General features: G+C 44.0%; 21 protein-coding genes. 9 read left to right on the top strand and 12 right to left on the bottom strand.

Annotation, left to right across the window (positions count from 1 at the left end; genetic code table 11):
* Positions 1-327: 327 nt before the first annotated feature.
* The 6 genes from H6F74_RS04750 to H6F74_RS04725 are packed head-to-tail and all read left to right on the top strand — an operon-like array spanning position 328 to position 4,354.
* Positions 328-813 (top strand): glutathione peroxidase, encoded by a 486-nt coding sequence (locus H6F74_RS04750; RefSeq protein WP_190437094.1) that lies wholly within the window; start codon positions 328-330, stop codon positions 811-813.
* Between the two features lie 11 nt (positions 814-824).
* On the top strand, positions 825-1,247 hold the full coding sequence (locus H6F74_RS04745) for a DUF1824 family protein (RefSeq protein WP_190437091.1): 423 nt from the start codon (positions 825-827) through the stop codon (positions 1,245-1,247).
* A complete protein-coding gene (locus H6F74_RS04740) occupies positions 1,244-2,065 on the top strand; it encodes an SDR family oxidoreductase (RefSeq protein ID WP_190437089.1) in 822 nt (273 codons plus the stop codon). Before H6F74_RS04745 ends, H6F74_RS04740 begins: the two co-directional genes overlap by 4 nt.
* A 17-nt stretch (positions 2,066-2,082) precedes the next feature.
* The gene (locus H6F74_RS04735) at positions 2,083-3,027 is read left to right on the top strand and encodes an aldo/keto reductase (protein ID WP_190437087.1); all 945 of its coding nucleotides are present in this window, start codon (positions 2,083-2,085) and stop codon (positions 3,025-3,027) included.
* A 35-nt stretch (positions 3,028-3,062) separates the two neighbouring features.
* Positions 3,063-4,025 carry an alpha/beta hydrolase gene (locus tag H6F74_RS04730; protein ID WP_242021815.1) on the top strand — a complete coding sequence of 321 codons (963 nt, stop codon included), beginning with the start codon at positions 3,063-3,065 and terminating at the stop codon, positions 4,023-4,025.
* 29 nt (positions 4,026-4,054) lie between these two features.
* Entirely contained in the window at positions 4,055-4,354 is a 300-nt protein-coding gene (locus H6F74_RS04725; RefSeq protein ID WP_190437084.1) for a DUF2470 domain-containing protein, read from the top strand.
* 125 nt (positions 4,355-4,479) lie between these two features.
* On the opposite strand, the gene H6F74_RS04720 is transcribed toward H6F74_RS04725, so the two are convergent.
* From H6F74_RS04720 to H6F74_RS04695, 6 genes are all read right to left on the bottom strand, one after another.
* Positions 4,480-4,914, bottom strand: coding sequence for a hypothetical protein (locus H6F74_RS04720; RefSeq protein ID WP_190437081.1), 435 nt, complete (start codon positions 4,912-4,914; stop codon positions 4,480-4,482).
* 100 nt (positions 4,915-5,014) lie between these two features.
* The gene (locus tag H6F74_RS04715) at positions 5,015-5,341 is read right to left on the bottom strand and encodes a 2Fe-2S iron-sulfur cluster-binding protein (protein WP_190437078.1); all 327 of its coding nucleotides are present in this window, start codon (positions 5,339-5,341) and stop codon (positions 5,015-5,017) included.
* Positions 5,342-5,354: 13 nt separating this feature from the next.
* Positions 5,355-5,735, bottom strand: coding sequence for a calcium-binding protein (locus H6F74_RS04710; protein WP_190437077.1), 381 nt, complete (start codon positions 5,733-5,735; stop codon positions 5,355-5,357).
* A 71-nt stretch (positions 5,736-5,806) separates the two neighbouring features.
* On the bottom strand, positions 5,807-6,460 hold the full coding sequence (locus tag H6F74_RS04705; protein ID WP_190437131.1) for a Uma2 family endonuclease: 654 nt from the start codon (positions 6,458-6,460) through the stop codon (positions 5,807-5,809).
* A 148-nt stretch (positions 6,461-6,608) separates the two neighbouring features.
* Positions 6,609-7,655, bottom strand: coding sequence for an XcyI family restriction endonuclease (locus H6F74_RS04700; RefSeq protein ID WP_190437074.1), 1,047 nt, complete (start codon positions 7,653-7,655; stop codon positions 6,609-6,611).
* On the bottom strand, positions 7,652-9,166 hold the full coding sequence (locus H6F74_RS04695) for a site-specific DNA-methyltransferase (RefSeq protein WP_190437071.1): 1,515 nt from the start codon (positions 9,164-9,166) through the stop codon (positions 7,652-7,654). The genes H6F74_RS04700 and H6F74_RS04695 overlap by 4 nt, the downstream gene beginning before the upstream one ends.
* Positions 9,167-9,314: 148 nt before the next feature.
* Between H6F74_RS04695 and H6F74_RS04690 the strand changes: the two genes are divergently transcribed.
* Positions 9,315-9,539 (top strand): ribbon-helix-helix domain-containing protein, encoded by a 225-nt coding sequence (locus H6F74_RS04690; RefSeq protein WP_190437068.1) that lies wholly within the window; start codon positions 9,315-9,317, stop codon positions 9,537-9,539.
* Positions 9,494-9,856, top strand: a complete 363-nt coding sequence (locus H6F74_RS04685; protein ID WP_190437065.1) for a type II toxin-antitoxin system PemK/MazF family toxin — start codon at positions 9,494-9,496, stop codon at positions 9,854-9,856. The genes H6F74_RS04690 and H6F74_RS04685 overlap by 46 nt, the downstream gene beginning before the upstream one ends.
* 21 nt (positions 9,857-9,877) lie before the next feature.
* Here H6F74_RS04685 and H6F74_RS04680 read toward each other — a convergent pair whose 3' ends face one another.
* From H6F74_RS04680 to H6F74_RS04665, 4 genes are all read right to left on the bottom strand, one after another.
* Positions 9,878-11,389: an FAD-dependent oxidoreductase gene (locus H6F74_RS04680; protein ID WP_190437062.1), complete on the bottom strand. Its 1,512-nt coding sequence runs from the start codon at positions 11,387-11,389 to the stop codon at positions 9,878-9,880.
* A 192-nt stretch (positions 11,390-11,581) separates the two neighbouring features.
* Positions 11,582-12,979 carry a TldD/PmbA family protein gene (locus H6F74_RS04675; RefSeq protein WP_190437059.1) on the bottom strand — a complete coding sequence of 466 codons (1,398 nt, stop codon included), beginning with the start codon at positions 12,977-12,979 and terminating at the stop codon, positions 11,582-11,584.
* A 232-nt stretch (positions 12,980-13,211) separates the two neighbouring features.
* The gene (locus H6F74_RS04670; protein ID WP_190437056.1) at positions 13,212-13,778 is read right to left on the bottom strand and encodes a DUF1269 domain-containing protein; all 567 of its coding nucleotides are present in this window, start codon (positions 13,776-13,778) and stop codon (positions 13,212-13,214) included.
* A gap of 138 nt (positions 13,779-13,916) precedes the next feature.
* Complete coding sequence (locus H6F74_RS04665) at positions 13,917-14,591, bottom strand: general stress protein (RefSeq protein WP_190437128.1); 675 nt, start codon at positions 14,589-14,591, stop codon at positions 13,917-13,919.
* A gap of 718 nt (positions 14,592-15,309) precedes the next feature.
* Here H6F74_RS04665 and H6F74_RS04660 point away from each other — a divergent pair.
* Positions 15,310-16,866, top strand: a complete 1,557-nt coding sequence (locus tag H6F74_RS04660; protein ID WP_190437053.1) for a hypothetical protein — start codon at positions 15,310-15,312, stop codon at positions 16,864-16,866.
* Positions 16,867-17,140: 274 nt separating this feature from the next.
* Here the strand turns inward: H6F74_RS04660 and H6F74_RS04655 are convergent, their stop codons facing one another.
* Positions 17,141-18,784 carry an alpha/beta hydrolase gene (locus tag H6F74_RS04655; protein WP_190437051.1) on the bottom strand — a complete coding sequence of 548 codons (1,644 nt, stop codon included), beginning with the start codon at positions 18,782-18,784 and terminating at the stop codon, positions 17,141-17,143.
* Positions 18,785-18,978: 194 nt separating this feature from the next.
* On the bottom strand, positions 18,979-19,296 hold the full coding sequence (locus tag H6F74_RS04650; protein WP_190437048.1) for a hypothetical protein: 318 nt from the start codon (positions 19,294-19,296) through the stop codon (positions 18,979-18,981).
* Positions 19,297-19,689 lie beyond the last annotated feature (393 nt).

Below are 19,689 nucleotides of genomic sequence, written 5' to 3'. Positions count from 1 at the left end.
GCTAACAAGTACGTAGATTAGCGTAAGAAGAATTGTATATTGGGTTTTGCGATCGCAACCTAATACCCACAAGGATTTGTTGGGTTTCGATGGCAAAACCCAACAAATCCTTACTTGCTAAATTAACGGATAATACCTAAGCAAGTTGGGTGCGTAAGTGCAACGTAACGCACCAAAACCCTTACAATCTTGGAGGTAGGTAAGGTTTTTGAAACTCAACATCCAGTAAACAAGCGTGAGTTATTGGGTGAAGTGCCTCAATCCAACCTACAAAATATGCACTATTCTAAGTGTGCTACGACAATACAAAATGGAAGAAAATTCAAAATGAGCAACACAGTTTCCGACATCGCAGTAAAAACCATCAACGGTGAAGATAAACAACTCTCCGAGTACGCCGGAAAGGTACTCTTAATAGTAAATGTGGCTTCCTATTGCGGCTACACGCCTCAATACAAAGGACTGGAACAGTTAAACCAAAAATATCGAGATACTGGGTTGCGCGTCTTAGCTTTCCCCTGCAACGACTTTGGAGCGCAAGAACCTGGAAGCAACGCAGAAATTATGCAATTCTGCACGAAAAACTACGGCGTTAACTTTGAGATGTTTGACAAAGTTAACGCCAAAGGTTCCCAACAGCACCCGCTTTATAATCGACTCACCAATGCAGTTGAACCTATAGGAAATGTTTCTTGGAATTTTGAGAAATTCTTAATCAGCAAGCAGGGTGAAGTAGTCGCCAGATTTAATAGTAGCGTTAAGCCAGAGTCCCCAGAATTGATTGCTGCAATTGAGCGTGAGTTAGCAAAATAACTGTAAAATTTATGTCCCTAAAAAACCCGGCTAATCTCACTGTTGAAGAAGCGCATAAAATCCTTAAGGCTTTCGACTGTGTAAAGAGCTTCAGTGAATCAGCACCAACCAAAGACTCAATTCGTCAAGCTTTACTTTTGGTGACAGAGCTTTGCGATAATCAAATATTAGGAATTTGCGCCGACACCTCAGAACAGGGTATTTTGGCTTTGAAAACTTATGCAGAAGCATTGGGTTATGAAGTACCCCAATTATCCGCAATAGATGGCTCTGTTTACATCAAATTCAACCCAAAAACAGGCTTATGTTATCTTGATTCTTACACAGGGGAACATCGCGGAGTCCTAATTTCCTGCCAGTCTGCATATGACGGAGGAATTAACGAAATGTACGGGCATTTACCACTAGATTTATTCACATCGGAATCGTCATGAACGTAGCAATTATTGGCTGTGGTTACGTTGGTAAAGCAGTTGCTCAATATTGGCAAAATTCAGGTTTTGTTGTCACCGCAACCACAACCACTCCGGAAAAAGTTTCAGAATTGGAAGCAGTTGCCCAACGAGTTGTAGTAGTTAAAGGCAACGATCCAGAAGGTTTAAAGTCAGTGTTGGAAAACCAGGATGCTGCGCTTTTGAGTGTTGGTGCAAAGAGTGCCAATGGGTACGAAGAAACTTATCTGGAAACAGCTCAAACTTCAGTCTCAATTTTACCCCAAATAGGTTCGCTGCGACAACTAATTTACACGGGAAGCTACTCTGTCTATGGCGATAGAAATGGCTCGTTAGTAGATGAAAAATCACCCGTTGCGCCTAAAAATTATACTGGTAAAATTCTCTCTCAAACTGAGGAAGTATTACTCTCAGCGTCAACTGAAAATGTAGGCGTTTGTATTCTTCGCTTGGGTGGAATTTATGGTTCTGGTCGCGAACTGGTGAAGATTTTTCGCAATGCACCTGGAACAACCAGACCTGGAAGCGGAGAAGATATTACAAATTGGATTCACCTTGATGATATCGTTGCTGGTATAGAATTCGTCCGTCAGCACCGACTGCAAGGCATTTATAACTTAGTAGATGATGCCCATCTAACAAGTAGAGAACTGCTGGATAGAATGTGCGAAAAGCACAATTCACCTAAAGTTTTATGGGATTCCTCTCTTAAGAGTCTTCGACCATGCAATGCCCTGGTTTCTAATCAAAAGATAAAAGACGCAGGGTATCAGTTAATTCATCCACAAATAATAGTGTAATTGATATATTATAAGGCATGAGCAATAAAGAATTACTTTCAAATACATCTTTAATTGTCGGCTGCTGGCAACTCGATGACCGCAGTTGGAAACAAATTTCAGAAAATGACATTGCCCGTGCGCTGGACATTTACTTAGCTTTGGGTATTAATACTTTTGATACAGCAGACATTTATGGACGGAGTGAAAGTGTTGTTGGTCGCTTGCTGAAAGGACGCGATCGCACAATTTATACTAAAGCTGTCTTTTTCGGAAATGTCCCCACTCCCGCACAAATTAAAAGCAAAATTGAAGCTTCTCTCCGCAATTTGCAACAGGATACCTTGGATTGCGTGCAAATCCACTGGCACAACCCGCAGCTAGATTTTGCCTCTACTTTTGCAGCTTTCAAGGATTTATTAGAACAGGGAAAAATTCGCCAGCTTGGTGTCACCAACTTCAATACTCCTATGTTGGAAAAAGCTGTAGAATACGCCCCCATCAGCAGTCATCAAGTTCAGTATAGTTTGATTGACAGACGTGTTGAAAACTCAATGCAGACGCTTTGCCTGAAGCACAATATTGCTTTGTTGCCATATGGCCCTTTAGCAGGCGGTTTCTTGTCAGAAAAGTTTCGAGGTGTCACCTCACCTCCAAGCGAATTATCTCACGCTCGTAGCTTCTATTACAATAGTATGATTAGAGCGCACGGTGGTTGGAAACCTGTACTGGAAATGCTGGAGACATTGGCACAGGTAGCGCAGAAATACAATAAGACTATTTCCCAAGTTACGCTAAATTGGGTTAAGCAACAGCCTGGTGTTGCTGCTGTAATCTCTGGCTTTACTACAGATCGTCAGCAGATACAGAAAAATGTGGAAGCTTTAAGTTGGAGTCTAAATAAAGAAGATTTACAATTACTTTCTCAGAGTTCAGATGCTTTGTTTAAGCAACCTGGAGATATTTACTCTTACGAACGATAGTTGTGAGTTTTTCAACCAAAAGGACGCAAAAAATTATGCAATCAGTATCTGAAAATTCAATGATTACTGAGAATGTGGCAGTTTCTCCAACACAGTTTTATACTTGGAAAAATCATCGCTGTGCTTACGAAATTTATAATCCAATTAATCAAACAACAGATAACGGAATTCCCTTGCTGTTAATTCATCCTATTGGTGTCGGGTTATCTCGCAAGTTTTGGGATAGATTCTGCCGCGAATGGTATGAAAAAGATTGCCAAAATTCAATTTACAATCCTGATTTATTAGGATGCGGTGAAAGCGATATGCCGCCTGTTGCTTATAATCCCGCAGATTGGGCTGAACAGTTGCAACATTTTTTGCAAACAGTGGTACAAAAACCTGTGATTGTAGTGGTGCAAGGTGCTTTGTTACCTGTAGCAATTGAGTTAGTTCGCCTACAATCTAACTTGGTTAGAGGTTTGGTGTTGGCTGGGCCTCCGGCGTGGGCGGTCATTACTAAACCTTCAAAAGGTTTGAAGAAAAAAATAGTTTGGAATCTGTTAGAATCTCCTTTTGGTAGCGCTTTTTACCGCTATGCGCGACGGCCGCAGTTTTTAGATTCGTTCTCGATTCGCCAATTATTTGCTGATGAGGATTCAGTAGATGAGGAGTGGTTGGATACACTGGTGAAAGGTGCGGTTAATCCAGATAGTCGCTATGCTGTTTTTTCATTTTTGGCGGGATTTTGGCGACAGGATTATCAGGATGCGATCGCATCCATTACCCAACCTACTCTAGTAGTCGTAGGAGACACTGCATCAAGTATCAGTCAGTCTGGAAAAGGGGAAACACCAGATGAACGAATAGCTGACTATCTGAAGTGTTTACCGAACGGTCAGGGTGTCAAAATGTCAGGCCGTAATGTTTTACCCTATGAATCTACGGCTAAATTTGTCACCGTAGTTGCAGATTTTGTCAAGGAGATCCCCCCAACAGGTCTTAATCAGGGGAGCTAGGATATTATTATACAAGAGGAATTTAACTAATGTCTGAACAAATAACTGCTGAAATAAGCGATCGCATCTGCAAACACATGAACGATGACCATGCAGATGCAATAGTTCTTTACGCTAAAACTTTTGGCGATACTCCCAATGCGATCGCAGCAGAAATGCTATCAATTGATTCTTTGGGAATGAATCTAATTGCCCAAATGAATGATGATGCTACGCCAATTCGCATTCAGTTCGACCATGCGCTAAAAGATGCCGAAGATGCTCACCATACACTCATTGAAATGGTAAAACAGGCGCGTTCCAATTCCAAACAAAACGTAGATATTTAGGCAGGTCACGGCACAGCATAACCCTCTAATTAACCATAATTGTAAGCTAGTCTCGTGCGACGCGAAACCCAACAAACGCTGATATTGTGTTGGGTTTCGTTGCTTTGCGGTTTGGAGTTTCTAGCTTATACTTCTTGATTAATCTGCGAACTATCGAGTCCCTGTTTTATCCAGTTTATACACTCGCGATCGCTTGTAAATATTTTGGGTGCAGCAACATTATTTAAACTTTCAGGTTTATAATGGTCATAAAAATATTTTTCTGATAATTGATAGACAATTATCAAATTCTCACGATAGACGTATCTACTCTTAAAATAATCGCCCATACTGCTAATATCTGAATGTTCATCCAGATGTTCTTTAGCAAAATCAATGATGCCAGCAATGCGACTTGAATAGATGCCAGCAGGATTTTCTACCTTATGGAATTTACCTTTATGTCCCAATTCAGAGAGTAATGTATAAGAGTAGATATCACCATTAGCCATCCCAAAAACAAACGGGATGATTAGATGTCCTTTATAGGAAACTGAGTTTTCGTAAAGTAAGCGACGCATACTATTTTAGATTTTAAATTTAAGGGATAGATAAAAAGAATTAGTCTAAAAAGAATTGTATCACTAGGACTTTTGATAATTGTCCCAGTAATAACAAAAATCATTCAGGCTTAAAGTAAAGAGCCGATTTATACAAAACTTGTTCTTGGTGGGTTTCCAAAGTGCAATCCGACAGGGGATAAGCCACACAGGTAACGATATACCCAGCCTCTAGTTCTTTTGGACGCAGAAACTTTTGTTCGCTTTGGTCTACTTCACCACTCACCAACTTGGCGACACAAGCCGAACATTCCCCTTGTTTGCACCCAGAAGGTAATCGAATCCTCGCATCTTCAGCCATATCCAAGATGTACTGATCGTCTGGTACTTCGATGATGCGGTCGAGATTGAGTGCCGAATTCACCAACCGGACTTGATAAACTGCCATTAAAACGACTCCTTTAAAACTCGTATCCTCTGCCAACCCAATAGTGCCAATCGGCTATTGCTTCCAAGGTTTCGCTATCAGCATCAATCGGTTCTATATCAGATAAACGAGCCGAGAACGTATCTTCACCTGTAGCATCTTTGTAAAGCACTTCTACAAACATATCGTGCGAGCATTCATCCTCCGATGACATTTCCACCACCTCAACTTCTTTACCTTCAGGTGAGGATGATTTGCGTCCCTTTCTCACCCACTTAGCTTTAAAGGGGAAGTTAAGATTATCGTTAAGGTAGTAGTACCATCCCATCGCCTGTTCTTCCTCGTCATAGGCATCGACGATGATCTCCATTGCAATGCGATTCTCTCGGATTTCGTCTTCCTCAACGTTAGGCATAAGACATCGGCTCTAGATAATTAAACTTTGAATATAATAAATCTTTCGAGCGATCGCGTTCTCGATTCTTCTCAACGATTGTCGTCACGATGCTCTATTTGCTGTCTCACCCAAGCGCGAAAAGACCGAATCATGGGGATTTCCCCAATTCTTAGACTTTCTTCCAGAAACCCTGGAATTTCTGTTGTTAAGGGTAGATTTGCAAAAGTAGGAGAGACAGTGCAAGGAACATACACTTCGTCTCGCAATTGATAAATTTGCATTACAGGTTCGTCGTAACGCCAAACTTCCGGAACACCCAAAGCCAGATAAATTGAAAGTCGGTCAACAGAAGCGCTGGTATAGTCCACCTCCACTGCTAAGTCAGGAGGTGGGTCAATCGTTAAATCGATATCCCTTTTCTGTCTGATTAGCGGTTCATTTTGAATATAAAAGCAAGAATCTGGTTCAACACCCCGCTGAAGATCTGGACGCTTACAAGTGAGAGATCCAGCGCTTCTGAGATTGAGGTTCAGTTCCTCAGCTAAAGCGAAAACCAAGTGTTCAAGCAGTCTATTGTTATGCTCATGAGGCATCAGGGGGGTCATAATTTCCAGCATTCCGCGATCGTAAGCCAGTCGAATGTTACGATCTTCTCCCATCTCTGCAAGTATAGTTTCAAACGTTTGCCAACTGATGTTTCTAAGTACACCCCGCCCTTGAGTGGTTTTCGCTGTCGTCACCATAGGACTCAACCCCGCGTTTTCTACCACGATATCAAGTTGAGTGGGTAATGAGGATGCGAGCGCGTTAATGAGGAGAAGACGCGATCGCGTCCTATAATTAAAAGCTTGCACCTCTACTATTGATACAGTTGCAGGTTTAATTCCTTGCTTACGTCCTTAGAATAGAAAAGACTTCTTGCACAAACTGCTTGTATTTTGTTGAGTCTTCGCTCAGAATTTCAGTCAAGTTAAAATAGGTAGAGATTGTTGAATCATTTTGAATACGAGTATGCACCTCAGAGGTAATACAGCTAGCAACGAGAATAGTTTTAACTTGACTGTTCCTGCGAAAAGCTTCCTCAAAAGATTTTTTTGCTGCACCGTAACGCTCAAGTGCGCCAGCGGGGTCAGTGCCTCCCTTAACCTCAATTACACCAACTGTTGTACCCTGATTACCCAGCAGTGAAATATCAGGCTCACTGGAAAAGAGCATTGAGGTTTGATTAACTAACCTCACACCCCGATAGCGCTCAATATTTCCTAACTGTTCCTCAAGCTTCTCAGGATTGTATAATTCAATTGCCGTACCCACACGTGGGAGCAGAGCTGCAAGAAAGTTGCGCTCTTTAGCCTCTTTCACGAGAAGCCGTTGAACAACTTTTTCTGCTTCTTTTCCAATAGCATTACGCCACGAGCCGTCAATTTGCGTCCCCGTTGATGCCAGCAATATTCCATATAATTCATCTTCTGTAAGACTTTCTATAGAGCTATCAATGATGAGCGAGATGTGTTCATTAAAAAGCTGGGCAAGTCTCTTGGCTTCGTCTTCATTTAGAAGACAGTGATTTTCTTCATCAATTTCAAATTCTTTAACATCTATATCTACTAAACACTTAACCGCTTTCTGGGAAAGAGCAGCAATATTACGATAGTAGGCTATTAGTATAGAGTGTTCGCGAATTAACCTGGGGTGGCAAAATACTTGAATGAGCTGTAAGTTATCATGCTCGTTGATGTAGGCAAAAGCATCCTCGCCAATGCCCCAATCAGCCCAGCATTGCCAACTGTATAGATGCTTTGCGGGTAATATTTGATCAATTTTATCGCGGAAAGATAGCGTCTTGTATTCCTTGAGTTTGCGATAAAAAAACGTTGATCGTAGTCGATACTTTATACGATTTGCTTCAGCTAAGAGTGAGGCTTCATCTGATGTCATGTAATCGCTGCTTTTTCCCAAATATATACACATTTCCGAAGCTCGGCGCGACCTCGATCTCTCATTTGCTGACTACTATTGCCCTTGCCACGACCCAATGTCCAAATGTATCGAGTTGTCAGCCCGAAAGACTCTGCCATATCAGATAAAATAAGGTCTACAGGTATCTCCTCACCAACATACTGAACGTTATCATTTACTATTGCCACTATGCCCCCCGGCTTAAGGCTTCGAGCTAATTCATAAGTGACAAAGCACATTTCGTAAAAGTAATTATGCACCATTCTGGCAATGTTGACGTTATTTAATTTCCCTTCTTTTTTAGCAGCTTCCAAAATTGTCAAAACTTCTTGTAACGCGGTTTGTTGTTGGAAGGTGGAATCGATTTTCAAAAACTCCTGAGCGCGTCCTATACCTGTGTAATACTGCTCTAGTTGAGTGCGTTTATCTCGGTTCTCCACAGTGCATGAAAGCATTGCCTGACGTAGCTGCTTTACTTTCTCTTCACTGCACCCCAGAAAGACTAGCTCAAGTGCATACGTGCGAGTGTAATCATATCGGTTCAAATAAGGCGGCGAAGTTATTACAAAATCAATACTGTTTTCTTGCAGAGTGGGAAGAATTTCGAGACAAGATTTTTGATAAAGTATAGGCTCCGGATTTTCAACATGACCAGGCTTTATGGCTGCAAATTCGGATACTAGACTATCGCCAAATAAATCTAGTTGGATTGAGCAGACATCTAAATCTGATCTTATCTGCTTAAGTTTTTGGGAAATTGCATCAGAAAAAGTTAATATTTCTCCTTTATTAAAGGTTTGCTTTCCCTGAGAACGACCTGAACGGGCATCCCAACGCAAATATTGTCCGTCTTTTCTGGTATAGCTAATATCCTCAAGCATACAAAAAGCGGCATATAAAAGTAAAGTGCGGATATCGTCATTTGTGACCAACTTGTGACAATAGGAAATATAACCAATAAGTTGGTTTTCTTCATTAGAGGAAAACGCACCACGAGTAATCGCAATGTGCTTGATTTGGTAGCAGGGGTCATAGTAATCGGCAAAGTTGATTTTTATTATTTCATCAACTACCAAATTAAACTCTTTAATATTGATTTTATTAGCTAAAATTCGAGATTGGATTGCATAAATGCCGACAGGCAAAAGTTCAATTCCCATATTTTGCCACCCCAAAGAACTTGCAGCAAATAAAGCTGCACCGCATCCCGCGAATGGATCGAGCAAAATACCTGGTTGTCGCTTGAAGTTTTGCAGAAGATACGTAACTAATCGTTCTGAAAATCCTTCTTTATACTTAAACCAGCTATAAAATGGAGTTTCCTTATTGGACTGAAAACTAACCAACCTTCTGTTCAAACAAGGATTAGGAATAATTTTTGCCTTAAACTTTTCGTAGAGAGCCGTTCTTGCTACTGAAGAATGAAGGGCTTGTGCAGAGTTGGTAATAGTAAAATTATTAAGCCTATTCCCGTGTATCATCTGTTTCATTACTTATCAAGGCTCTCGCAAGGCGGAATGATGATTGTAATATTGTAGGGCAATTGTGTATCTCTGGTGAAAAGCGATCGCATTCCCATAAAAACGCGATCGCGCCCTAAACAACTTATACTACTTATAGTATGACTCTAGGTAGGATATGGCTAAAATATCTATCTCATTGCCAGAGGAATTGCTGACTTACCTCGACCAAAAAGTTGAAAATCGCAGTGCTTTAATTGAATCTCTCTTGCAACAATGGCGACAGCAGCAAGAAGATGCAGCACTGGCAGCAGCTTGTTCTTTGGTAGATGAACTGGAATTAGGTTGGGAGAGCGAATGGCAAACGGCGGTGATTACGGACTGGGAAGCATCTGGATTGTGACCTTCGATCCATCTGTAGGTACAGAGATTAGAAAAACCCGTCCGGCGCTGATAATTTCTGGTAGCGTATTTAATGCACAGCGTAGTAAGGTAAAGGTTTTGCCCTTTACCTCAGCACGGATTGATGACCCTCGAATTTCGCCTGCGGTGGTGAGAATATCCTCATCATCACAAAATGGGCTATCTGTAGATAGCCTGCTGGTGTGCGTCGAACCTATGACCTTTGACAAAATGCGCTTAATTCAACGGGTAGGCGAATTAGAAGCAGAACTATTACAGCAAGCTCAAAACATTCTGCGCCAATACCTACAGCTTTAGGTACATTACAATAGAATTTAGCTAAGGTAGCCAACAATTAGGTAAGAAAGTTTTACCGAAACCGCGTATTGTTTGGTTAATTGATCGACCAAATTGAATATGCGGTTCATCTGCTTCTACTGGTAAAATCAAAGCCTTACTTCCACTACTAAAGCGGGAAATTACCAAATTTGCTGCTTCCAAACCTGTTACATAAGCTTTTTCCTGCGACCAGGAACCGTGACGGGTAACAATCCAATCGCCGCTCATAAAAACATTATTGATACTCGTTACTCCAGCTAACATATACTGATAGCTACCGGGGAGAAAGTGAGTAACTGCATTAGGCAGACGAATAACGCTGCTGTCAATTACCTTGGCTTCGCGAAAAGCTGGCACGCAAGTTGCTAAATCGCGCTGAACTAGCGGCACAATTTCCTCATCGCTTAACGGGAGAAACTGATTCGCGTGATAAAAATCAGCCTCAATAACTGTTCCCGGTTCATCGCGGTATTCATCATGCAGCCCGTTCAAATCAAAAAATGTCCAGCCAGTTGTTGCATTAAAACCAAAACAGGCATTGGAAGGACGAGGAATATTAATTTTGCGGTCAAACCAGAGGCGAGTTGCTAACACATCAACCGCGCCCAAATTGTGAATATCCCGAAATTCTTGACGACTTTGTAAGCTAGGGCTACTTGATACAATCTTCTTCATGCCGCTGATACCAACTGCAAAGATAACTGCATCAGCTTCAAAAACTTCATCACCGCAGACAACAGCTGTTGCTTGATTATTGCTATCAACAATTACGTCACTTACTCGACGGTTTGCGAGTAATTTTGCCCCCGCTTGTTCAATACGTTGCACCCAAGGACGAAATATCTTTTCTCCGACAGTTCCGCGACACCAGACAACATCAAAATCGGGTTGGTGAGCCAAAATGAAGTAATAAAGCATACCCAGTGCGGCGGCGGCGGAACACTGCTCTCCGGGAGCAAATAAGCCTACCAGCAGCATCGGCTCGAAGGAATCATGGTAAAGTCGTGCCGAAACACCAAAATCTTTGAAGAGTTCTCTTGCTGTCACCTTGTCGTAGCGTCGCCAAGCTTCATCAGAGTTGTCAAAATCGAGGACGGCGTAGAGTAGAGGTAAAGCTGAGATGCGATCGCTTAACGGCAACCGCTTAAACTGAGTGTAGAGAAAAGTCCCAAGCGGCGTAGGTAGTCGCGGCAAATCTTGAAAAATCGGCGATTCAACTTCTAATCCTGCGGGGGAATACTGGGAGGAACGAGTCCAAGGTGTGAAGGGATTTAGCCCTAATTCGTTTACTAGGGAGAATATATTTCGGTACGGATACCAGAAGCCGTGAATACCAGCTTCGACAGAACGCCCCGCCCCTGTTTTCCAACCTGCTACTAAGCCACCGGGATAAGAACCAGCTTCTAGAAGGGTTACGTCGTAGCCTTGTTTTGCTAGGTGGTAGGTAGCGCCTAAACCTGCCCAACCTGCACCAACGACGACTACCTTTGGGGTTTTTGTTTCTGTTGACATCGCGCACGCTCCATTTTTTTTCAGGATGACAATTAAGAACCCGCCCTGCTTGAAGAAAAGGGGAGTTAGCCCCAACCCTTCAAGGGCTGGGGGTCAGAGTGTATTGCATCCTAAGAACCCCTATAAGAAAAAATTCTCTAGGTTCAAAACTGCCGAGCAACGGAAGTCTCCGGCTCCGCAAAACTCAAAACTCTAGTCCGCATCTCCCCCGACAATGACATTTTTAATCCGCAGACTTGGGCCGCCACAGCCTACAGGTAAACCATTTTGTCCGCCTTTGCCGCAACCGCCGGATTCATCCCAGTAGAAGTCATCACCAATGGCTTCAATATCAGCCAATGTGCTGAAGACGTTACCGGAAAGCGTTACATCTCGAACTGGTTCAGCAATTTTCCCATCGCGGATCATCCAGGCTTCAGCGGCGGAGAAAGTGAACATTTCCCCGTTTGTCATCCCTCCTAACCAGTTGCGAGCATAAACGCCTTCTTTGATGCCTGTGAATAAATCTTGCACAGGTGTCTTACCCCGCTCAATCCATGTATTCGTCATGCGGACGAGGGGCGGATAGTGGTAGTTAAGACAACGAGCATTGCCTGTGGGGGCTTCTTCCAATTTCCCGGCGGTTTCGCGGGAGTGGAGCCGTCCGACTAAGATGCCATCTTTAATTAGCTGAGTTGTGGTGGCTGGTGTCCCTTCATCATCGTATAAGTAGCTACCGCGATGGCCAGCAGGTGCGGCACCATCAAAGATTTGCAACTCTTTTGGCCCAAATCGCCGTCCCAAGGTCATGACTTCCAGTAAGTCGGGGTTTTCGTAAGCCATGTCTGCTTCTGAGAGATGACCAAAGGCTTCGTGGACAAATAGCCCGCTGAGTATGGGGTCAATCACTACAGTGTAAGTGTTGCCTTTTACTGGGGGTAGTGAAAGGGCATCCACGCCTCGGAGTGCGGCACTTTTTACCTGCTCGTCAAGATTGGTTAAATCTTCGTAGGCTTTGCGGGAACCTGTGGTTTCGCGTCCGGTTTGCACAGTTTCGCCATTACGGGCGGTTGCAGCAAAGCGCATTTCCATATCCACCCAGGATTGTTCGATCATCGTTCCCTCAGAGGTGGCGAGGATGATTCGCTGGGATGTGTCGCTGTAGCGGATGGAGGTGGTGGTAATTGAAGAACTGGCGCTCTTGAGAATGGAGGTGTAGCGATCGCACAATTCTTTTTTGCTTTTCAGGGAAATTTGTCGCGGATCTGTGCCTGTCAACGCCAGCTTACATATAGCTTGTACTGGGTCTATGGGAGCCAGCAGGGTTTCTTCATCGCCAATCATCCGAGCCGCGCTTGTCGCTTCTTCCACCCGTTCTGCTAGGGTAGAAAGCTGATTGAATGAAGCAAAGCCCCAGCCTCCTTTGTAACAAGCCCGGACTTGTCCACCAATGGAGATGCCTTCTGTGAGGGTTTCTATTTTGTCGCCTCGCAAAAATATATCGGTTCCTTCGGCTTCTTCTAGTCGAATCGCTAAATAATCCACGCGGGAGGAGTAACGAGCGACCAGATCGGCGAGCAAGTTTTTGGCATCAGCGAGTAAGCTCGGCATTTGTCTTGCAGCAACATTTATAAACTGCCTCTATTGTGCAATTTTTTTGGCTTAGTCTACCACTGCATCAGGAATTAACAATTAAAAATTGAAATTCAGTTATTTGTAAGTTTGGGTTGAGCCGGAGCCACACCTAACAGATGGATATGGAAGGTTGGGTTAAGGCGACCTAACCCAACCTTCAGTTTAGTTGTTTCTTTTTTGCCTTTTACCTTTTACAGGATTGCCTTGTTTAAAGTTGTCTTTCTATTCTGTTAGTTATAGCTGGCGGTGGTGGTGTTGCTGCGTCGTAAATTCTCAATTCTTGAACATTCCAACGGCTGAGGATAGCTTCCGCTTGACGCACCTCGGCTTCTGTGCCTTCTACCATCACAAAATATTCACCGCTATGAATGCGATGCTCGTAAATTGCGGCTTGTTCTTCCGGAATACCGTAGCCGATTAATCCACCCAATAAGCTACCTGCTGTAGCACCAATTACACCACTGGTTAATGTGGTTGCCAAGGCTGTTGCTGCTGCTCCGATTAATGCGATCGCGCCGACACCGGGAATAGCTGCCAGGGTGCCTAACCCAAAAGCTAAACCGACCGTACCCCCAACTGCACCACCTGCGATCGCGCCAATGTTTGTTCCCTCTTGCGCCTTATTTTCCGGTGGCGGCGACACTTGCTGTGGCTCTTTGCTGATGGTAGAAACTTGATTCATCGGAAAGCCAGCGGCTTTCATTTCCTCAATAGCACCTTCTGCATTCTGAATGTCTAAGAAAACACCAAATGCACGTTTTTGCTGAGTAAGCACGATTCTTATTTCCTCCCGCTAGTTGGAGACTGGGAAAAGTTAGGAGTAATGATTGAATTAATAACTCCTCGCCTCCTAACTTCTAACTATCCCCGTCTCCTCAGTCTCTATTTTGACTCGCACCTGCAACCCATGCGTTTATAGGGTCTGTTCGCGACGGTCAATAATTTGAACTGGAGCATCTGTGCTAGGTGTAGGATCAACGACTGGAGTCGAATACGTGGGGCTAGGATCGACAGCAGTTGTATTATGGGTGGTACCAGTAGTGCCAGGAGCATCATAAATACCCCACTCTTCAATTCCCCGATGGCTCAAAATCGCTTCAGCACGACGAATATCATTATCATCGCCGTCCACCAACACTAAATAATGTCCTCTGGATACGCGATCGTTGTAAACTTTGGCTCGCTCTTCAGGAATTCCCAAACCAATCAAGGCGCCTAATAGACCACCCGCTGCTGCACCAATGGCTGTTCCCGACAGGGTTGTGGCTATGGTGGTGGCTGTAGCTCCTGCTAACATCACCGGACCAATGCCAGGAATTGCTAAGGCACCTAAGCCTACTAATAAGCCAGTCAAACCGCCCAAAGCACCGCCTGTAACAGCACCCGTTTTTGCGGCTTCGTCGGCTTTATTGCCTACCTTATTGCTTACATCAGCTCCAGCAATGTCGCCTCCTTTCTTTGCGTCCTGTGCTACCACAGAAACTCTGTCCATAGGAAAGCCAGAGTTCTTCAGCTCAGTGAGCGCTACTTCTGCATCGCGGTAGTTTGAAAATACACCTACAGCACGCTTATGATGTCCTACCATGATTCCTCCTATTTCCTATTAAAACAGCTTGCTTTATGTCACTAAAGAACAAGAACAAACTTTTTATTGCTTACACCTTGAATTTTGGAATTTATCTAAATTTATGCCATCAATCTTCAGATATAAACTCAACCTTTATCTGTCTTAGGTAGGAAAATATTATCTTCCTTAAGGCCTAAAAATCTCCTGTTTTAGGTAGTTGCCTTTAAACCTTTAATAGTGTTATGTTTCCTTAAACAAATTAAGCTTTATAAAATAACCTTTTAGTACAAAAAATACTTGCTTTAGCAAGGGCATCTCCAGGTTAATTGTCTACTGTTAGATAAGGATCTAGTCAGAAAATTATTGAAGGGCAAGTAATAAAGAGATTATAATTATTGAATAATAAATTTATTGATAACGCAGAAGTTGAATTGGAAAACAACGAGCGTGTGCAAATATACGCCCTACGCCTATCTAGGATGTAGGTATTCACAAAAATGCCTATAGCAGTCCTAAATGACTCGTGAAGGCGAGATCCGCGACTTCTTTAAGAAGTCGCGGATCAGAAGGGCTGGCACCTCACAACTCAAATAGGATTGCTATATATAGCGGCGATTTTAGCCGTCAGGTGTTTTTCAAGCATAGCGATGCACTGTTTTAATTTCGGTAGCAAAAGTGGGAATTATAAATTAGGTTTACTTGAGTGTCGTTTTGATTTCGTTGGAATGGAAAATTGCAGATGCGCTACCTTTTATTAATTTTTGTTTCTTCTTTCCTGAGTTTACTGTCGGGGCGGGTTGTTACAGCCTCGGAGATTCAAACGCCGAATTTAGTTAAGCAAAGTTCGTTTAGATCAACTTCGGCTCAAACTTTCTGGCCCGAAGCGCAACGACTTGTACAGGATCAGATAAATTTAATTAATCGCATTGAAAGAGCGATCGCATCGGACGATCCCTACGGCGTTTTTGTAGCCGAGGGAAAAATAACTCTCCACCAAGGAGAAGTAGAACGCTTTCTTAAAAGTCAATATCGAAATCCTGCTTTGTTGTGTACCCGCACGAACGGCGGCATAACACCAGCAGGCTCCGATTTAAGTGTAGAACAGGCGCAGGTATACTGCTCTCTCTATGCTTCAACTGCCCAGTTGATGCCCCTACGCCCAGTGCTGGAAAGACGGCAGGCGACACTGACACCAAACAATCCCTTAACATTATCTAGGAGCCAACAGTCGATTTTGGCAGTGCCTCCTCAGAAGTTGCCTTCCCCCCCTACAAGTTACGTAGCTCCAGAACCGCCGCTAGTGGGCATAAGCGCCAAAACACCGATTTCTGGCTATCAGCCCCCGATTGCACCTGCGATCGCGCCCCCACAACAAGCAACTACGGCGCTAGCATCTGCCAAACAGCTACTCTCCCAAGCAGTAGCTTCCTTTCCCTCAGCAACTCCTTTTATTGATGCAGGCGAAACAGCGCAACTCAAGGAACGCAACGCCTACGGGCTTGATCAGCAAGAACCTCAAGAGTACGAAAATTTTCTCTCTCAACCAAACACTGGCATCGCCCGCGTCTTGCCAAGTGGAATTGTCAACTCCCAACCGATGCAAAATCGGCTAATTCCCACAGTAGCAGAGCGTTTCGCCTATCCTCCCTTGCTGCGGGGAATTGGCGGTGATATTGCCGAGACCACTCCCTCATCTGGGCGCATCTCTCAGGAAGATGAATTTACCCCCAGATTTGCAGTTAAGCTGGAAAATGGCAACTTCCAGATTGCCCAACGCGGGCTGGATTACGGCTTTATGATCGATTTGGGGGAAGTGCCTTTAGAAAATCTCGACCCCACACTAAAGAAAGTTCGCGCCCTCTCGCCACAAACGCGCCAGTTTTTCCTAAATTATCGTCCCCCTAATGAGCTTGCAGCTTTGCAGGTAGATCGACAACGCTTCATCACTGGCAAACTAGGTGAAGTTAGTGTTAGCGAACCAGTGCAACAAACGACAGCGTTGGAATCGGCAATAAATCGCCTTTCTCCCGACGCGCCAGTGGTTCTGAACCACACTTATTTAATGCGGTTAGTTCAGTTTCAGGTGCCAGAAGTTGTTCTCAATCGTGGGACAGTTAACAGAGAGCAACGTCGCTATCTCGACCAAATTTTAGAAACACCCAGCAGTGATGCGCTGGTTGCCTTCCGTCCCGTCAACCGCCGTCCTGATGGCAGTTATACGGTTTTGTGGAGAGTCCTGAATCAGTTCCCAGATCCTCAAATTGAAGACTTGGAGAAATACGTCAATTTGGAGTGAAGAGTAAAAGTACCTGACCCGCCCAGAACTAAAGTTCCGGGCTAATAGCAAAAGTCCGTTAAAACGGACTAGAGATATGGCAATTAGTCGGTTAAAACCGACTTAAGCTATTAGCCAGGGACTTGAGTCCCTGGCTAAAGTTTCTGGGTAAGAGCAAAAGTCCGTTAAAACGGACTAGAGATATGGCAATTAGTCGGTTAAAACCGACTTAAGCTATTAGCCAGGGACTTGAGTCCCTGGCTAAAGTTTCTGGTCGCAGCCCAGGAACGAGATATTACTTTTGATTCTGAATAAAATCGTTAACTACTTCTTGTGCCTCTGGTGGAATTTCCGTAACGAGACGAATGGGGAAAGCATCTGTGGAAGCTAACTGTGCATATTCTGGCGTGAGAAAAATCGCGTAATTGGCAGCTTCGTCTGTGAGTTGTGCTGCCATTGCTAGCGCGATCGCTTTCGTGTAGTTGCGGATATCAACAGCTTTCTCCCCAACTACTTCACCGCCTGTATAAAATGTATTCAGTTGACCAGCTTGATCTTGGGTGGTGCTAGGATCTTTTACGCTCAGATGGGTTCCCCCAACAAAACCGACGAGCCATTTAGGGGATGGTATTTTCCCAAAACCGATAATCTGTTCAGTTAAAGCTGGAGTTGTTTTATCGGCGGAACCAGCTTCAACGAGTGTGGGAACGGCGACTGAGGCCAAACCAGTTTCGCCAAATAAAAGCGAGGTAGTGGGGTTGAGAGCGATCGCTGCTTTAACCCGTGGATCTCGCAGTTGGTAGCGGTCTTCCGGAAGTTCTCTGGCAAAACACTGAGAACCTTCCCCCAAACTGAAGGAAATCAAGTTACCTTTGCAGCGCTGTTTTAACTCAGTTAGTTGCAACTCACCACCAGCGATAGATAAAGCGGTGGAACCCCCCAGAGAATACCCAATTACCAGGACGCGATCTGGTGCCAGTTTACCTTTAAGTTGACTGTGGTTCAACTTCTCTAGTTCGTCGATGACAAAACTGATATCCTTGGGGCGATCTAAAAATTCCTGTGCTGATAAGAGGGGATTTCTGCCCTTAAGTGCATTCCTTACATGAGTTTCGTTACTCCCAGGATGTTCTAAAGCCGCTACCACATAGCCGTATGATGCCAAATGTTCTGCCAAGTAGCGCAAATCTGTGCGAACTGAACCCAGACCGTGAGACAAAATTACGATCGGTTTGCCGGAAGACGCAGCTTCAGACCAGTAAACATCAACTGGAATTTCCCGGCGGCGCTGTGTATCATTTAGTTTCAAGTTCAGCACCTGCACGGATGCGCTTCCCGCTTTGGTGGGGTCAAAAGGTAAATTTAGCTGGGGACGCCTAGGAACCAGTTGGGGCGCGATCGCTGCCATAAACGCCTGAGTTTGCCAAAAAGAGGTGTTAAAGTTTCCTACTACCCTGAACGCCCGATCTAAATCAATATATATAGTTTGCCGGGGATAAGCTTCGACAAAACTCAGCAGAGATAGTCCCTCAGGTTTTCTAGCTCCCAGCACCAGTCCCGATCGCACATCTAGCACTCCCACATTATCCCGTCGCTGTGTCGCACTAGCTAAAGCTGAAGCCAGCGTTCTGCCAATCTCAGTATCAAGTAATCTACTAACGCCCACAACATTCAGGTCAAATTTTGCCCGTAGCGCTGATAAAATTTGGCTGCGTTGTTGAGGAGACAGTTGACGAGCAAAACGTTGAAGATCGGGTGGAACTTTTCCGGTTTCCGCAACCTTTCGCAGATCGGCTATATCTATTGATTCCGTGGAGGAGCCTTTAGTTACAACAACAGTTTGAGCAGCTTGTACAGAATTTGGCTCTCCGCTTATGCTATAAGCGCAAGTACCGATAAAACTTATAACTGATAATAGCCATCTCAACCGGAGTTGCATGAAAGTCTTTCCTAATTTCTGCTCTTAAATAAGTATAATATGGCACCAGTTTGTAGCCAATTAGGTGATGGCGCTCCCCGCACCGCCTTAGCCTGATGCTACACAACCAAAAAGGGGATGCGCGATCTTAAAATATCTATAGCCTGCGGAGGCAGGTTTTGTTTTTGCGGTTGCGTCTACAGTCGTCAGGCTATCTAATTTTGCGCTACCCGATTTAATTCTTGATTCAGGTCATCCAATAAAGTATTTAACAATTGCAACTGATGATGCTGATTTGTCAGCTTTAATGGTTCTTCCTTTACTTGACAATTAATAACTTTTTCTGCGCCTTCTTCGTATTGGCGAAGCGTTGCTATAGCTTGAATGTTGAAGCGGAGTAAATAATCTTCCGCCGCCTCAGCATAAGCTTCTTGTACTTGATTTACATAAGAAGCTGATGATTCTGAGTTTTCGCCGTCTTGTGCCATTTGATTAATAAGATAAGTAGCACCTCCAACTACTGCGGCTCCCACAGGGCCTCCTAAAAGCCAACCTAATCCGGTTGTAAGCGCTATCGGAGCAACACCACTCGACTGAGTTGAAGTGCTTGGTTGATTGGGTAAAACTACTTCTGGAGGTTCAGGAAATGAAAACCATAAATTAGCAGGTTGAGGTTGCTCGAAAAATTCACAAGCTTGATGTACCCATTTGATAATTGCTTGTTGATGTTCTGAGAGTGCATTCTTAAATGCTCCTTGTTCCCAGGTTTGAAATTCACCTTTTTCAAGTGCTGAAATAATTGCAGATTTATAGCAGGGTTAGCGCGTCTCAAACTCTATTGACATGGGGATTATGGCAGAGGGTGTAAGTTTGGGAGAGCCGCAGCCAACACAGAAACCATGTAGAGATCATTCATAGCAGCTCGT

Source organism: Trichocoleus sp. FACHB-90, assembly GCF_014695505.1.
GTDB classification, from domain to species: Bacteria; Cyanobacteriota; Cyanobacteriia; order Cyanobacteriales; family FACHB-T130; genus Funiculus; species Funiculus sociatus.
This window is presented reverse-complemented; position numbering and strand designations above follow the sequence as displayed.

Bases quoted from the DNA above. Each gene is read 5' to 3' on its own strand.
- H6F74_RS04740 (WP_190437089.1), top strand. From the start codon at position 1,244: ATGAACGTAGCAATTATTGGCTGTGGTTACGTTGGTAAAGCAGTTGCT.
- H6F74_RS04730 (WP_242021815.1), top strand. From the start codon at position 3,063: ATGCAATCAGTATCTGAAAATTCAATGATTACTGAGAATGTGGCAGTT.
- H6F74_RS04695 (WP_190437071.1), bottom strand. From the start codon at position 9,166: ATGAAACAGATGATACACGGGAATAGGCTTAATAATTTTACTATTACC.
- H6F74_RS04750 (WP_190437094.1), top strand. From the start codon at position 328: ATGAGCAACACAGTTTCCGACATCGCAGTAAAAACCATCAACGGTGAA.
- H6F74_RS04690 (WP_190437068.1), top strand. From the start codon at position 9,315: ATGGCTAAAATATCTATCTCATTGCCAGAGGAATTGCTGACTTACCTC.
- H6F74_RS04700 (WP_190437074.1), bottom strand. From the start codon at position 7,655: ATGACATCAGATGAAGCCTCACTCTTAGCTGAAGCAAATCGTATAAAG.
- H6F74_RS04715 (WP_190437078.1), bottom strand. From the start codon at position 5,341: ATGGCAGTTTATCAAGTCCGGTTGGTGAATTCGGCACTCAATCTCGAC.
- H6F74_RS04680 (WP_190437062.1), bottom strand. From the start codon at position 11,389: ATGTCAACAGAAACAAAAACCCCAAAGGTAGTCGTCGTTGGTGCAGGT.
- H6F74_RS04720 (WP_190437081.1), bottom strand. From the start codon at position 4,914: ATGCGTCGCTTACTTTACGAAAACTCAGTTTCCTATAAAGGACATCTA.
- H6F74_RS04705 (WP_190437131.1), bottom strand. From the start codon at position 6,460: ATGGTGACGACAGCGAAAACCACTCAAGGGCGGGGTGTACTTAGAAAC.
- H6F74_RS04685 (WP_190437065.1), top strand. From the start codon at position 9,494: ATGGCAAACGGCGGTGATTACGGACTGGGAAGCATCTGGATTGTGACC.
- H6F74_RS04725 (WP_190437084.1), top strand. From the start codon at position 4,055: ATGTCTGAACAAATAACTGCTGAAATAAGCGATCGCATCTGCAAACAC.
- H6F74_RS04735 (WP_190437087.1), top strand. From the start codon at position 2,083: ATGAGCAATAAAGAATTACTTTCAAATACATCTTTAATTGTCGGCTGC.
- H6F74_RS04745 (WP_190437091.1), top strand. From the start codon at position 825: ATGTCCCTAAAAAACCCGGCTAATCTCACTGTTGAAGAAGCGCATAAA.
- H6F74_RS04655 (WP_190437051.1), bottom strand. From the start codon at position 18,784: ATGCAACTCCGGTTGAGATGGCTATTATCAGTTATAAGTTTTATCGGT.
- H6F74_RS04710 (WP_190437077.1), bottom strand. From the start codon at position 5,735: ATGCCTAACGTTGAGGAAGACGAAATCCGAGAGAATCGCATTGCAATG.
- H6F74_RS04660 (WP_190437053.1), top strand. From the start codon at position 15,310: ATGCGCTACCTTTTATTAATTTTTGTTTCTTCTTTCCTGAGTTTACTG.
- H6F74_RS04675 (WP_190437059.1), bottom strand. From the start codon at position 12,979: ATGCCGAGCTTACTCGCTGATGCCAAAAACTTGCTCGCCGATCTGGTC.